The 15034-nt window shown below is 64.5% G+C and carries 11 protein-coding genes; 4 read left to right on the top strand and 7 right to left on the bottom strand.

The genetic code is table 11. The annotated features are described in order from the left end of the window. Window positions 1–8 precede the first annotated feature (8 nt). Together NO360_RS14870 and NO360_RS14865 are read right to left on the bottom strand one after the other, a co-directional pair. Complete coding sequence (locus NO360_RS14870; RefSeq protein ID WP_256308629.1) at window positions 9–2543, bottom strand: GcvT family protein; 2535 nt, start codon at window positions 2541–2543, stop codon at window positions 9–11. A 291-nt stretch (window positions 2544–2834) separates the two neighbouring features. Further along, the gene (locus tag NO360_RS14865) at window positions 2835–2969 is read right to left on the bottom strand and encodes a hypothetical protein (protein WP_256308628.1); all 135 of its coding nucleotides are present in this window, start codon (window positions 2967–2969) and stop codon (window positions 2835–2837) included. Window positions 2970–3219: 250 nt separating this feature from the next. Between NO360_RS14865 and NO360_RS14860 the strand changes: the two genes are divergently transcribed. Together NO360_RS14860 and NO360_RS14855 are read left to right on the top strand one after the other, a co-directional pair. Then, window positions 3220–5403 (top strand): (Fe-S)-binding protein, encoded by a 2184-nt coding sequence (locus NO360_RS14860; protein WP_256308627.1) that lies wholly within the window; start codon window positions 3220–3222, stop codon window positions 5401–5403. Window positions 5404–5581: 178 nt separating this feature from the next. Further along, window positions 5582–6025 (top strand): universal stress protein, encoded by a 444-nt coding sequence (locus tag NO360_RS14855; RefSeq protein WP_256308626.1) that lies wholly within the window; start codon window positions 5582–5584, stop codon window positions 6023–6025. Between the two features lie 49 nt (window positions 6026–6074). Here NO360_RS14855 and NO360_RS14850 read toward each other — a convergent pair whose 3' ends face one another. Beyond that, window positions 6075–6236 carry a hypothetical protein gene (locus NO360_RS14850; protein ID WP_256308625.1) on the bottom strand — a complete coding sequence of 54 codons (162 nt, stop codon included), beginning with the start codon at window positions 6234–6236 and terminating at the stop codon, window positions 6075–6077. A gap of 138 nt (window positions 6237–6374) precedes the next feature. Beyond that, the gene (locus tag NO360_RS14845; RefSeq protein ID WP_256308624.1) at window positions 6375–6770 is read right to left on the bottom strand and encodes a hypothetical protein; all 396 of its coding nucleotides are present in this window, start codon (window positions 6768–6770) and stop codon (window positions 6375–6377) included. A 506-nt stretch (window positions 6771–7276) separates the two neighbouring features. Between NO360_RS14845 and NO360_RS14840 the strand changes: the two genes are divergently transcribed. Continuing rightward, window positions 7277–9022, top strand: a complete 1746-nt coding sequence (locus NO360_RS14840) for a BCCT family transporter (protein WP_256308623.1) — start codon at window positions 7277–7279, stop codon at window positions 9020–9022. Window positions 9023–9276: 254 nt separating this feature from the next. Here the strand turns inward: NO360_RS14840 and NO360_RS14835 are convergent, their stop codons facing one another. From NO360_RS14835 to folP, 3 genes are all read right to left on the bottom strand, one after another. Beyond that, window positions 9277–9528 carry a hypothetical protein gene (locus NO360_RS14835; protein ID WP_256308622.1) on the bottom strand — a complete coding sequence of 84 codons (252 nt, stop codon included), beginning with the start codon at window positions 9526–9528 and terminating at the stop codon, window positions 9277–9279. A 212-nt stretch (window positions 9529–9740) separates the two neighbouring features. Continuing rightward, a complete protein-coding gene (locus NO360_RS14830) occupies window positions 9741–10328 on the bottom strand; it encodes a hypothetical protein (protein ID WP_256308621.1) in 588 nt (195 codons plus the stop codon). Window positions 10329–10436: 108 nt separating this feature from the next. Further along, window positions 10437–12911, bottom strand: coding sequence for a dihydropteroate synthase (folP, locus tag NO360_RS14825; RefSeq protein ID WP_256308620.1), 2475 nt, complete (start codon window positions 12909–12911; stop codon window positions 10437–10439). A 364-nt stretch (window positions 12912–13275) separates the two neighbouring features. On the opposite strand from folP, the gene NO360_RS14820 reads away from it, so the two are divergent. Beyond that, window positions 13276–14997: a formate--tetrahydrofolate ligase gene (locus NO360_RS14820; protein ID WP_256308619.1), complete on the top strand. Its 1722-nt coding sequence runs from the start codon at window positions 13276–13278 to the stop codon at window positions 14995–14997. Window positions 14998–15034 lie beyond the last annotated feature (37 nt).

The following is a 15034-nucleotide window of genomic DNA, read 5'->3' as shown; positions in this document are numbered from 1 at the left end:
TCCTCCCGTTAGTACTCGTTGCGGAACAGCCGGTCGTTCTCGGGGTCGAAGACGCCGCCGTTGCCCGCGACCTCGACTTCCACCGGGTAGTGCTGGCCGAAGTACTCGACCTGCAGTTCCTGACCCTCCTCGGCGTACTCCTGCGGCAGATAGGAGAGGAGAAGGTGCTTGCCGACCGACGGGCCCGTCCCCGCCGACGTGACGTAGGAGCGGCGGCCCTCGTCGTCGATGAGCACCTCGCCATCCTGATCGAGGATGGGCTCGCCGCCGGTCATAAACCGGGGCTCGCCGCCGTCGGGCGCGTGGTCCGTGACCGACAGGGTACAGAGCGTCGCCGTGTTCTCCTCGTCGATCGCCTCCGCGTACGCGTCTTTCCCGATGAAGTCCGCGTCCTTGACGCCGTGGAACGTCAGCCCGGCTTCGGCGGGGTTGTAGTCGATTTCGAGTTCCGCGCCCATCAGGCGGTACCCCTTCTCCATCCGACCCGTCTCACCGTAGACGCCGGTGCCGACCGGGCGGATGTTGTGCTCCTGGCCGGCCTCGTAGATCGTGTCCCAGAGGCGCTGGCCGCGGTCCATCGGCGCGTAGATCTCCCACCCGAACTCCCCGACGTAGGAGATCCGCAGCGCTTTCGCCGTGACCCCGTTGATCGTCACCTCTTTCATCTCCGCGAAGTCGAAGGAGTCGGCGGTCATCGGCTCCTCGCTGATGGAGTCCATCAGCGCTTCCGCGTTCGGCCCCCACACGCCCAGCGTGCACAGTTCCGAGGAGCGGCCGATGAGTTCCGCGTCGCCTTCGAGGTGGTTGCCGAACCACGTGCGGTCCTGACCCGCGTGGGCGCCGCCGGTGATCACACGGTAGTGGTTCTTTCCTAAGCGCGCGACCGTCAGGTCGGCGACGAACCCGGCGTTCGGCGCGAGAATCGGCGTGTACGCGGCGTCGCCAACGTCGATGTCCATCGAGGCGACGCAGAGCCGCTCCATATTCTCGTAGGCGTCGCTGCCGATGATGTCGAAGATGCCGAAGCCCGTGTCGCCGATCATCCCCACGTTGTTCCGCAGGTGGAGGTGCTCGCCGAGGATGATGTCCGACCACCAGCGGCTGTCCCACTCGTTGGGGCGCTGGAGGTCCTCGATCTGATCTTCGTATTTGTCGACGAGGTCGGCGTTGGACTCGAACCAGCGCGGGCGCTCCCAGCCACCGGCCTCGAAGAACTCCGCGTCGAGGTCCTCCTGGCGGTTGTAGAAGGCGCTCGTCCGCAGGGGGCGGGTGGACTGCCACTGCTCGCGCGGGTGAACGATGCCGTAGATCTTCTGGTAGCCCTCGTGGGCGCGGCTCTTGACGAACTCGTTCGTCTCGCCGTACTCGTCGAAGCGGGCGACGTGGTCGTGGGCGACGATGTCGATGTCGGGGTGACCCTTCGTCATCCACTTCGAGACCTCGCGGGCGATCGCGGGCGCCTCCTTGATCCAGATGGCCGCACAGGACCAGAGCCCGTCGACCTCGGGGATCGGGCCGAGCAGCGGGTGGCCGTCCGGCGTAACGGAGAGCAGCCCGTCGATGGAGTGACGAATCCCGGCGTCCGGGTCGTCGAGGACGTCCGGGATAATTTCGAGCGCGTGCTCCATCGACGGCTCGAAGGCGTCGTCGGTGAGCGGCGGCTGGGTGGGCGACAGCGGCGATTCCTCGATGGATGGGACGTCTTCGACGTCCCAGAGGATGGGTCGGTGCTCGTAGGAGCCGACCTCGATGTCGTTGCCGTGCTGCCGCTCGTACATCTGGGTGTCCATATCCCGGATGACGGGGTAGTTGATCTCGCCCTCGCCGTCCTCGAAGCGCTCGACGGGACCCACAGAGACCATCTGGTGAACGGCGGGCGTGAGCGGAATGTCGACGCCGGCCATATCCGCGATCGCCGGGCTCCAGAGCCCGGCGGCGATGACGACCTCGTCGGCCCGGACGGTCCCTTTGTCGGTCTCGACGGCGGTGATCTCGCCGTCCTCGACGTGGAGGTCGGTGACCTCCGTGTTCGGCGCCGTTCGGAGCGCGTTCTTCTCCTCGGCCTGCTGACGGTAGAGTTCGCCGGCGCGGAGCGGGTCACAGGTGCCGGCACCCGTGCTGTAGAACCCGCCTTTGATGATGTCGGTGTTGACGTAGGGGACGAGTTCCTCGACCTCCTCCGGCGTGAGGAGTTCTCCCTCCTCGCCGAAGGCCTTCGCGGAGACGACGCGTCGCCTGAGTTCCTCCATCCGCTCCTCGGTGCGAGCGACTTCGATCCCGCCGGAGTTCGTGAACGTATCGAACTCGCGATAGATGTCCCGGCTGTCCGAGGTCAGCTGGGTCATGTCCTTGCTGTGTTCCACCGGGAAGATGAAGTTCGAGGCGTGGCCCGTCGAGCCACCGGGGTCCGAGAGCGGCCCCTTATCGATCAGGAGGATGTCGTCGCGTCCTCGATCTGCGAGTTCACCTACGAGCGAACTGCCGACAATGCCAGCTCCGATCACTACGGTACCTGCCGTCGATGGGAATTCGTTTGAGCTCATCGATGTACAACCTCAGTTTGGGGTTCGTTCATCTTGGGTGTTGGTGTCGCGTCGCATAGCTTTACACGCCTGTCTGCTGAAAGCACCGACCTTCATACGTCTACGTAGTCTTTATCTAACGATAATTAAGCACACCCTCAATATTCCACGTCGTTTTACGTGGGCCCGCGGACGTTCGCTCAAGGGAACGAGCAGGTGAGGCAGGTGGTCGACCAGCCGGTCCCAGTGTCCCGACCATCGGGTCCAGTTCGGGTCTCGGAGAAAGGCCCGCTCTCGACGGCTGTCAGGCCGTCACAGCAATAGGAACAGGGCGAACGGAACGACGAACAGGAGGACGAAGAGCCCCAGTAGTCCGAGTCCGTAGCTCACGACAGTAGCGACGCCAGCGGTCCACGCGGGATGGTCGAATCGGGCGGGTGCGTTCATAGTCACTCCCGGATTCGATCGGACGGTGCTTAGTTGTGGTGACGTCGCTGCACACCACAACCAATCAACGGAGGGATACGACGTGGTCGCGGGCAGAACGTGACCGGACGAGGGCCACCGTCGGAACTCAGCACGACGGGGTGGAAACCGGGTATGGCGCGTCGCCGACCCGCTGAGCCCGGTCAGCACCGAGCACCGATCCACCCTTCGTGCCAAGCTTTATGACCAGATTGGCGAACTATACACAACAATGGTTGCTGAAGGAACCGTAACGAGACCGACGTTCTGGGGCATCGGGCACCTCGGCGAGATCGCGTTCTACGTCCTCGCCGCCCTGACGATCCTGGTGTTCGTCTACGGCGTGTACCGGCGGGTCGACCGCTACACCGCCGGGCAGGCGGACTGGTTCGACAGGCTCGACGACCTCCCGAATCGAATCGTCAGTAGTGCGCGGATCGTGCTCTCGAACAGGAAGCTCTTCGACCGGGATACGACCGGCGGCATAATGCACGCGTTCATTATGTGGGGCTTTCTGACGCTGCTCATCGGGACGACGATTCTCGCGATCGATATGGATATCTACCAGCCGGTCACCGGCCTGGTGGGCACCGAACAGTCGTTCTTCGTGGGGGACTTCTATCTCTCGTACTCGCTCGTGATGGACGCGATGGGACTGCTGTTCGTCGTCGGCGTCGGCGTCGCGCTGTATCGGCGCTACGCCGCGCGGGAGTGGCGGCTCCACGGCAAGCACACGAGTCTCGAAGACGACCTGTTCATCTGGGCGCTCTTCTTCCTCGGCGTCGGCGGGTACGTCACGGAGGGGCTTCGCATCCTCGGGACGGGCTTCCCCGAGTTCGAGACGGTGAGCTTCGTCGGGTGGTTCGTCGCTGACGTGTTCGCGATCGCGGGGATGACCCAGATGACCGCCGAGGCGATCTACCCCGCGGTCTGGTGGTCGCACTCGCTGCTCGCGTTCGCGTTCATCGCCGCGATTCCGTACGGCAAACCGTTCCACATGCTCTCGTCGTACGCGAACATCGTGACGCGTGACGAGAAGGCCGGCGCTCGGCTCCCGGGCATCCCGGCCGACCTCGACGCTGACACCGGCGCCGAGAGCATCGACGACTTCTCCTGGAAAGAGATCCTCGATCAGGACGCCTGTACCAAGTGCGGGCGGTGTTCCTCCGCGTGTCCGGCCGAGACCTCGGGCCGGCCGCTGGATCCCCGGGACGTGATCCTCGATCTGAAGCAGTACCGCGAGTCGCTCGACGCCGGCGACGCGGAAGAGATCGACATCGTCGCCGACGGCGGCGAGAGCGTCGTCGACGCCGCCACGATGGAGTCCTGTATGGCCTGTATGGCCTGTATGGACGCCTGCCCGGTCGACATCGAGCACCTGAAATCGTTCACGCGGATGAACCGACAGCTCACCGACCAGGGAGACGTCGACTCGAACGTCCAGGACACCTTCGACAACATCATGGGGATGGGCAACACGTTCGGCGATCCGCCGGACGAACGCGCCGCGTGGGCCGAGGACCTGGACTTCGACGTCACCGACGCCCGGGAGGAAGACGTCGAATACCTCTGGTACGTCGGCGACTACCCGAGTTACGACGAGCGAAACAAGCAGGTCGCCCGGTCGCTCGCGAAGATCCTCGAACACGCCGACGTGGAGTACGGCATCCTCTTCGAGGAGGAGAAGTACGACGGCAACGACATCCGACGGCTCGGCGAGGAGTTCCTCTACGTCGACCTCGCGGGCTACCACGTCGAGAAGTTCGAGGAGGTCGATCCGGAGAAGATCATCTGTACGGACCCCCACTCCTACAACACGTTCAAAAACGAGTACCCGGAGGTGGAGTACGAGGACTTCGCCGACGAACCGCTGATGCAGTTCGAGTACGACGGCGAGTGGAACCAGGACGGGGAAATCGACGTCCTCCACTGGACCCAAGCGGTCGAAGAGATGGTCGAAGACGGGAATCTGGGACTCCGCGGCAACGAACTCGACGTCACGGTCACCTACCACGATCCGTGCCACCTCGGCCGGTACAACGACGAGTACGAGGCCCCGCGTGACCTCATCAGAGCGACGGGTGCGACGCTCGCGGAGATGCCGCGTAACCGCAACGAGTCGTTCTGTTGCGGCGGCGGCGGCGGCGGCCTCTGGATGGACATCGACGAGGAGTCGAAACCGAGCGAGGAGCGGATGCGGGAAGCGCTCGAAGACACCGAGGCCGGCGACGCCGTCGAGAAGTTCGTCGTCGCCTGCCCGATGTGTATGACGATGTACGAGGACGGACGGAAGACGGGCGGTTACGAGGACGACATCGAAATCGTCGACGTCGCGGAACTTCTGGTCGACGCCATCGAGAGCGGCCCCGGGGTCGAGGCGACCGGCACTGCCGGCGCGGCCGGACAGGCCGACTGATCGGCCCCATACCAGTCTCGGAACTGACTGCTCTCGAAATAGGTCTCCGTGGTGACTACTCTAGTAGCTCCTCGAAGAGCGGCCGCACCCGCTGGGAGAGCGATCTACGGGAGATCCCACCTCGAAACGCGGAAAGTTATTTGTAAACGGGTCGTGTCGGTGCGATTGGTTCGGAGCGATGTACGACAAGATACTGATACCGTACGACGGGAGCGACGAGGCGATCAAGGGCGCAAAACACGGAATCCAACTCGCCGCCGCACTCGGCGCGGAGGTGCACGCACTCTACGTCATCGACCTGCCAGGTGCGCCGCGGGCGCTGGCGCTACGAGACGACGAAGAGAGTATGCGAGAGGAGTACAAGGAGTACGGGGACGAAGTCCTGGGGAACCTCTCGGACGTCGCAGACGAACACGGCGTCGAGTGCACGACGGTGCAGCGGACCGGCGCACCGAGCGAAGAGATCGTCGATTACGCCGAAGACGAGGGGATGGACGCGATCGTGATGGGATCGGCCTACCGCGGGACGATCGGGGGCATCCTCGGCGGCACGATGGACAAGGTCGTCAGAACCGCGACGGTGCCGGTGATCACCCAGCGGATGCAGATGGAAGAACTCTGAGAGTGCGTGCAGAACGCGAGCCGCGGACACTCGGAGCCAACGGGCGGCTTCAGGTCCCGACCAACCACTTTTCTCGCAGGTAGATGACGATGCTCGCGGACAGGAACATAACGCCGGCCACAGAGAAGTTTCCGGCCGCCATAGCGAGCAGCGCGACGGCGAATAGCACGACGACGAAGACGGCTGCGGCGGTCGCGGGCACGTTGACCATACGTCCTTTCAGGTACCGGGAGCGACTAAAACACTGTCGTCGACGGAGTGCGACAGGTGAGACCGGACCCACCGTTTCACACGGGGACGCTGTCTGACACGATCGGGGGACGCGAGTCGTCCTGGGTGACCGGAGCGCTCAGTAATCGTGTTTGAACTCCCAGTGGTATCGACAACTGTGACACGTCGCCCACTCGGGGACGTCGATGACTCTCGGGTGTCGTCGCCCGTGTTCCATCTCCGATCCACAGACCGGGCAGATGAAGTGCTGAAGTTCCAGTTCCGGGAATTCGTCGTACTCGAACTCGGCGATGCACCGCGTGCAGTCGATGTCGTCGTGGGGGTGGTGCTGACTGACGTCGCTACCGCACCGGCCGCAACTGAGTAGCGCGGGCGGCCGGGACGCCCAGCCGACGTCGCCGTCGAGCGTGGTCGTACTCGTCTCCGGGCTCGACAGCCGGAATCCAGATTTATCCGGGTCGGCACGCAGTGGCTCGGCGATCCGAACTGCGGCGACACGAAGCGCTCGAACCACAACACGTAGATGATCTAACACGATATGGTTCCTTGGCGACCTGCCGTCGTTAGACCCGCTCCTGGCCGGCAGTTTCCGGTTCCTGTCGACCTCCGGGCGGAAGTCGTTCGTCTTGTTGACTGTCGAGGATTCTCACGGTAGTTGGTCTCACTCCCCTACAAACAATAAACGCGTCGGCCAGCTGAAACGGAATTCGTCCATCGTCGAGGGACGGGATGACCGCGAAGAACGCCCGTCTCAGTCGCTCCACGGCGAATATTGCCCAAGGTTTAATATACCTCAACGATTGTTAATGGGTGAGGTTGTGTAACACTCCACCCAAGAGTGGCCCAACCGACGGTACGCGACGGTGGGTACACTCCCGTCATCGACGGCACAGACAAAGAACCGAACGGAACGGGGGAGCGGGTCAGTTCAGGGGGAGGAGGACGAACCGCACATCCGAACCGACTGTACGAAAATCATGATCGAAATACGACGGCAATACGGCGCAACGGAGGTAGCGTATGTCAGACAGTGACGACGGAGGAATGTCCGACGGGCTTCAGGTAGAGCTGTTCCACCCGGAGTCCGACCGCAGTCCCGGTGACACGAACATCCAGCGATTCGGGTTCGACATCCATCCGGTCGTGTTCCCGGTCGCGCTGCTGTTGATCGCGGTGTTCATCGCCGTGACGGTGCTTCTCGGCGATCAGGCCGCACAAGCGTACTCCGCGGTACGCGGCTTCTTCGAGGGGAACTTCGGCTGGTTCTACCTCCTGGCGGTGAACATCTTCATCGTCACGATACTGTACTTCGCGCTGGGCAAATTCGGAACGATCCGGATCGGTGGCGTCGAAGCAGAAAAAGAGTTCAGCGACTTCGCGTGGATGGCGATGCTGTTCAGCGCCGGGATGGGTATCGGCCTGATGTTCTTCAGCGTCTCCGAACCGCTGTACTACGTCTCGAACGTGCCGGGGTTCTTCGGCGCTGAAGCGGGAACCGGCGCGGCGGGCGTGGCCGCGATGACGCAGACGTTCTTCCACTGGGGCTTCCACCCGTGGGCGATCTACGGTCTGGTCGGACTCGGCCTCGCCTTCTTCTCGTTCAACCGCGGACTACCGCTGACGTTCCGGTCGATCTTCTGGCCGCTGCTCGGAGAGCGGATCTACGGGTGGCCCGGCCACGTCATCGACCTGGTGACCGTGTTCGCGACGCTGTTCGGCCTGGCGACCTCGCTCGGCCTCGGCGTCGCGCAGGTGAACACGGGGCTCTCGTACGTCCTCGGCGACATGCTGGGCCTCGTGAGCATCCCCACCGGTACGATGCCGCAGGTGCTCCTGATCGCCGGGATCACCGCCATCGCGACGCTCTCTGTCGCCGCCGGTCTCGAAGGCGGCGTCAAGCGGCTGAGCACGATCAACCTCTACCTGATGTTGACTCTGCTCGGCTTCCTCATCATCGTCGGACCGACGCTCTACATCTTCGGTGCCTGGGTCGAAGGCCTCGGCGCGTACTTCGGCAACCTCCTCTCGCTCGCGTTCTTCACCGGAACGATGGGCGAGGGCGGCGGTACCGTCGGCGCGTGGACGGTGTTCTACTGGGCCTGGTGGATCGCGTGGTCTCCCTTCGTCGGGATGTTCATCGCGCGCATCTCGAAGGGCCGGACCGTCCGCGAGTTCGTGATGGGCGTGCTGTTCCTCCCGTCGCTGTTCTCGACGCTCTGGCTCGCCGCGTTCGGCGGCAGCGCGCTGCAGAACACGATCGTCGGTAACGGGCAGGTGCTCGCGACCTACAACGAGTTCGGGCAGACCGTCGCGATGTTCGCGATGCTGGAGCAGTTCCCGCTCGGAGCCATTTCGGGGCTTCTGGCGACCCTGCTCGTGATCACGTTCTTCGTGACCTCGTCTGACTCGGGCTCGCTGGTCATCGACCACCTGACGTCGGGCGGGAAGCACGACGTCCCGAAGGTCCAGCGGATCTTCTGGGCGATCACCGAGGGTGCAGTCGCCGCCGTGCTGCTCATCGGGGGCGGACTCAACGCCCTGCAGACGGCCGCAATCGCGACCGGATTCCCGTTCGCGATCATCCTCGTCTTGATGTGTTACACCGTCTATCAGGGACTGCAAAACGAACACGAGATCCTGTCCTCCGAGCAGTTCGCAGAGCGTATCAAGGATCTCACCGACCAGGAGGACGTCGACGTCGTCACGTCCGGAAGCGAAACTGTGACGGGAGTCAGAGGCGGTACCGAAACGGAGGGTGGCGATTAGTTCCGTCGATGGCGCCCGGTGGTCGGAAGGACAACCTCGTTCGCAACTGATCCGACGGTAATTTTCCTTTTTATTGCAGGACTGGCCACAGCGACGCGTCACCCGTTCGAGAAGCGACGCGCCACCCGTTCGAAAGAATCCACCGGGGACTGTCTGAGCGCCTCCGCCGGCGAGAGATTGCTCATCGACCGGCTCACGCTTGCTCCCTCACGCGCGCGACCGGCGAGATCCCGGACGGACTGTCGGAGTCCGTATCAGTAGTACTTCCACTCCTCCTCGTCGTCGTCGTCGCCCGACGGACGTCGGGTGACACCGTCGGTGTCCTCGTCAATCTCGTCAGGCCAGCGGATCCCGTCGCCGCTGAGGCTCTGGTAGAGAAACCCGCCGAAGGCGACGAGCATCACGACGAGAAGCACCGTCCCAGCGATGGTCACGAGGTCGCCGAGCGACTCGAACGGGAGTTGCAGGGGCGAAACACCAGCTATCTGGTGTACGATCCCGATCATACGTAGTGTACGGGCTGCTTTCGTATAATATCACCCCGTGATCAGCGTGGGTGCACGTCGACACGGGACACGCCGGGAGAGGAGAGGAGAGGAGAGGAGAGGAGAGGAGAGGAGAGGAGAGGAGAGGAGAGGAGAGGAGAGGAGAGGAGAGGAGAGGAGAGGAGAGGAGAGGAGAGGAGAGGAGAGGAGAGGAGAGGAGAGGGGCGATCGTTTCAACTCCGTTCGGCCTGTCGCTCGGCGGCGTCCGCGTGGACCCACATCCGAACTGGGCCCCCGATCCCGACGGCGGCGATACCGAACCACACGACGACGCCGACGAGTAAGGGGAGCACGAGTACCGCCAGTGCGGCCGCCAGGCCGACGCCGATCAGTCCAAGCCACGGGTCACTGACCGCGACCATATCGGCGACGTAGGTCCCAACGATGGCGAATCCGAACCCGCCGAGGCCGAGAAGCCCCAGGCCGAGGACGAGACCGCCGACGATCGAGAGTGCCACGACCCCGACCCCCAGGCTCGCGAGTTGCGTGTACGCGTACACGACGACGAAAGCGGTCAGCCCGTAGGCGAAGACGCCGTAGATCGCCGACAGTGGGACGTTAGACGCCGACGCCTCGGCGGCGCTCGCGACGCGGTCACCCGCACGATACAGCACGAGCCCGCCGAAGAACGTGCTCGCGAGAAACGCGGCCATCGCCCGAACGGTCGCCGGTGCCTCGGTGACGACTGCCGGGTCGAACGTCTGTAGCGGGACGGAGGCCAGAACTTCCCCAGCGATCACGGCGGCGACCTGCGGAATCACGCGATGGTCTAGCACGACGCGTGGTGAAAGTGTATCGGTACGGCGCGCAGTCCGCGGGTGAGATACGGTCGAGAGCAGTAACCGACAGTGTGCGGCCGTCCCCCTTCGTCAGGAGTCGGGGTCGATCCGACCGTCGGCAGCACGGATGGCGGAGACGTTTTCGCGGACGTCGTGAATGCGGACGACGTCGGCGCCGCGGTCCGCGGCGATGGCGGTCCCCGCTATCGTCGGGGTGAGTCGATCGTCGTCGGCGTAATCAATCGCCTTGTACATCGATTTTCGGGAGTGGCCGATGAGCACGGGACAGCCGAGCGCTCGGAACTCCGCGGCACGATCGATGAGCGCGTACGATTCGGCGGGCGATTTGCCGAACCCACAACCCGGGTCGATGACGATTCGGTCGCGATCGATACCCGCACGCTCGGCCCGAAGGAGCTGCTCGCCGAGTTCGGTCAAGACGTCCTCGACGACGTCGTCGTATACGGGTGAACTGTCCGGGTCCACCGGGACCGAGTGACTGTGCATCAGGACGAGCGAGGCGTCGTGGTCGGCGACGACGAACGGCATCTCCGGATCGGTCAGCCCGGAGACGTCGTTGACGATGTCCGCGCCCGCGTCGAGCGCCGCGTCGGCGACGGCCCCCTTCCACGTATCGACGGAGATCGGAACCCCCATGTCGGATATCGCTTCGATCACGGGGACGACGCGGTCGATTTCCTCGCTGGCGGGGACCGGATCCGCGCCGGGACGGGTACTCTCGCCGCCGACGTCGATGATGTCCGCCCCGGCCTCGACCATCTCGGTCGCGCGGTCGACGGCCGCGTCCAGAGCGTCGTACTCGCCGCCGTCGTGGAAACTGTCGGGCGTGACGTTGAGGATGCCCATCACGGCCGTCTCCTCGCCGGCGAGCGGACCCAGTCCGGCTTCGCGGGACGGGGCTGGCGGGTCGAGTTGCTCGTCGAGTTGGCTCGCGAGGCGTCTGAGTCCGAGTCCCTCGTTCGAGAGCGCCGTCGCGAGTTCTCCTAACTGGGCCGTCGTCGCCGCGAACACCGTGGCGACCAGTTTCTCCGGGCTGCCGGCCGTCGATCGGCGGCAGTCCCCGCCGACTTCGGCGAGGAGCTCCGCGACGCGTGCGGCCTGGGGTTTCCGGAGGTAGGTTCTGAACACCCGGCGGTCGATCCCGGAGTCGGCCGCGCTCCCGTCGTCCGCGGATGGTCCGGTTCCCGCCGTGACGGCGACGCTGTCGAAGGACGCACCCACGAACGACGATTCGACGTGCGACTCGCGCGTTCGCGCGGTGGGAACGAGTCGACGAGTCCACCGGTCCCGCGCCTCCGCGACCGTGTACAGCGATCCGGACACCAGGACGAAGTCGTCAGAGTCGGCCGCCTCGATGGCCCGCTCCGTCGCCTCGGGGACGGACGCGACCGTCTCGACCGATTCGGCGTAGTCCGCGAGCGTCTCCGCCAGCGCGTCCGGGTGCTCGGCCCGGTCCAGATCGGGGCGCGTCGCGTACGCCGTCTCCACCTCGGGTAGCGACTCCACCATCTCCCCGTAGGCCTTGTCGCCCATCGCGCCGAACACGAGATGGAGGTCCTCGTACTCGTAGCGGCCGAGCAGGTCCGAGAGCGTCGCCGCCGCGCCCGGGTTGTGGGAGCCGTCGAGCACGATCATCGGTTCGGTGGACATAATCTCGAACCGCCCGGGCCAGACGACCGAACGGAGCCCCTCGGCGATCGTGTCCGGGTCCACGGCCGCGATCTGACGGGCGAGCGTGGCGGCCACGCCGGCGTTGCAGGCCTGGTGAGAACCGAGGAGCGGCAGGTTCGTATCGAGGGACCAGTCGGGACCGATGATCGAAATCTCGCTCTCGACCGCCGAACGCATCCCCGTTTCGACGGCGACGACGTCGGGGTCGTCACCGTCGTCGCGCTCGGCACCCACCGAGATGACGTCGGTCACCTCGCGGATCGCCGCCAGCGCCGGGCCGTCCGCACCGGTCACGAGCGGGCCGGCTTGCGGCGCGACCTGGGCTTTGTCGCGCGCGATCTCCTCGACGGTCTCGCCGAGGAGTTCGGTGTGTTCGAGGCTGACGCTCGTGACCGCGCTGGCCACCGGATCGACCGCGCTCGTGGCGTCGTATCGACCGCCGATCCCGACTTCCAAGATCGCCACGTCGACGTCCATCTCGCTGAAGTGCCGGAGCGCGACGGCGGTGAGGACCTCGAAGTGGGTCGGAACGTCGTCGTCTTCACGCAGGCGGTCGATACAGGGGACGAGCTCCTCCGCGTACGTCGAGACCATCGATTTCGGGACCTTGCGACCGTCGACGGTCACCTGCTCGCGAAAGTCGTTCAGGCCGGGAGAGGTAAACAGCCCGACGCTCAGTCCCGCGCGACGGAGCACGCTGTCGAGCATCCGCGCCGTGCTTCCCTTCCCGTTCGATCCGGCGATCTGGACGCAATCGACGTCGTCTTGGGGGTCGTCGAAGTGCGAGAGCATCCGTGCCGTCGTCTCGATGCCGAATTTCGGCCGGCGCCGTTGAAACGAGGTGAGGTAGTCGGCCGCCTCGTGGTATTCCATACCAACGTATCGTCGTCGGTTGCCTGATTAACTTATCGCAGCGGAGACGACAGCGGTAATTCTTCGATAATTGATAATATGGGCGTGAGTTCGTAAACACCGAGTATATCGGATTCATCTGTTGCTGACCGGATCTCACCCACCTAGTCGGGTATACGATCGGATCGAGAGAATCCGGATTTACCGGCCCGTCAGCGGTTTTTGACCAGTGTTTGTTAACACACTTTTATACGAAGCCCTCGTTCCGGTCCGAACATACCGGCCGCGTATTTTGACCATCTCTCGCCGACTGAAACACGTCTTCTCCGATTTCTGTAACTTTTTTCCGATACCCTTACGTGAGGTGCGCGGGACAGCATTTAGTATGACGTCCGAAGACGACGGCGGTTTCCCCACAGATTACGAGATCGCGAAAGACGCGGAAAAAGAGCCGATCAAAGACGTGCTCGAGCCGTGGGGCATCGACAACGACGACATCGAACTCTACGGTGACTACAAGGCGAAACTGTCCCACGACGGCGTCAATCGCCTCCGGGACAACGCCGAGAACAAGGAGGGCAACCTCGTACTCGTGACGGGGATGACCCCGACGCCGATGGGCGAGGGCAAGACGGTCACGACCGTCGGCCTCGGCCAGACGCTGAACCACGTCGGCGAGGACGCGATGATCGCGATCCGCGAACCGTCGCTCGGGCCGGTCTTCGGCGTCAAGGGCGGCGCGGCCGGCGGCGGCTACTCGCAGGTGCTCCCGATGGAGGACATCAACCTCCACTTCACCGGCGACCTCCACGCGCTCACCTCCGCGCACAACCTCATCGCGGCGATGCTCGACGCGAAGATCTCCCAGGACGACGAGTTCGACGTCGACATCAACGACGTGGCGTGGCCGCGCGCGATGGATATGAACGAGCGTGCACTCCGTGACATCGTCGTCGGCCTCGGCGGCAAGTCCGGCGGGACGCCGCGGGAGAGCCGATTCCTCCTGACGGCGGCCTCCGAGCTGATGGCCGTGCTCTGTCTGGCCGAGGACCTCGCGGACCTCAAAGAGCGCATTGCGCGCATCATCGTCGCCTACGACTCGGACGGCGAGCCGATCACCGTCGACGACGTCGACGCTACCGGTCCGGCCGCGATGCTCCTGAAGGACGCGATCAAGCCGAACCTGGTCCAGACCATCGAGGGCACGCCCGCGTTCGTCCACGGCGGCCCCTTCGCGAACATCGCCCACGGCACCAACTCCCTGATCGCCGACAAGACGGCGTTCGGGATGGGCGATTACCTCGTCACCGAGGCCGGCTTCGGCTCGGACCTCGGCGCAGAGAAGTTCATGAACATCGTCTGCCGGCTGGGCGATATGACGCCGAACGCGGTCGTCCTCGTCTCGACCGTGCGCGCGCTCAAGTACCACGGGATGGGAATGTGGCCCGCCGACCTCGAGGAAGTCAAGGAAGCCGGCGTCGACGAACTCGAGGCCGGGTTCGCGAACCTCGACAAGCACGTTCGGAACCTCCAGAAGTTCGGCGTCCCGGTCGTCGTCGCGCTCAACCGCTTCCCCGACGACACCGACGAGGAAGTCCAGGCCGTCCTCGACCACTGCCGCGAGGATCTCGGCGTTCGCATCGCCGAATCGAACGTCTTCGCCGAGGGCAGCGAGGGCGGCGTCGACCTCGCCGAGAACGTCGTGGAAGCCGTCGACGAGGGCGACGCGGACGAGTTCGACCACCTCTACCCCGACGATGCGCCGATCAAAGAGAAGATCGAGACCGTCGCGACCGAGGTCTACGGCGCCGACGGCGTCAACTTCACCGGCGGTGCCGAGGACGACATCGAACGGCTGAACGATCTCGGCTTCGACGACGCCCCGGTCTGTCTCTCGAAGACGTTCCACTCCCTCAGCGACGACCCCTCGAAGAAGGGCGCGCCCGAGGGCTGGGAACTCGAAGTCCGCGAACTCTACCCGTCCGCGGGCGCCGGCTTCATCGTCGCGCTGACCGGCGACGTGCTGGACATGCCCGGGCTGCCGGCAGTCCCGGCCGCGGCCGGAATGGACATCGACGAGGACGGAAACATCAGCGGCCTGTTCTAGGGCGCCTGCCACACCATAGACGCCCGCCGTCGGACTG

It is taken from the genome of Halobellus litoreus (genome assembly GCF_024464595.1).
Taxonomy (GTDB): domain Archaea; phylum Halobacteriota; class Halobacteria; order Halobacteriales; family Haloferacaceae; genus Haloquadratum; species Haloquadratum litoreum.
This window is presented reverse-complemented; position numbering and strand designations above follow the sequence as displayed.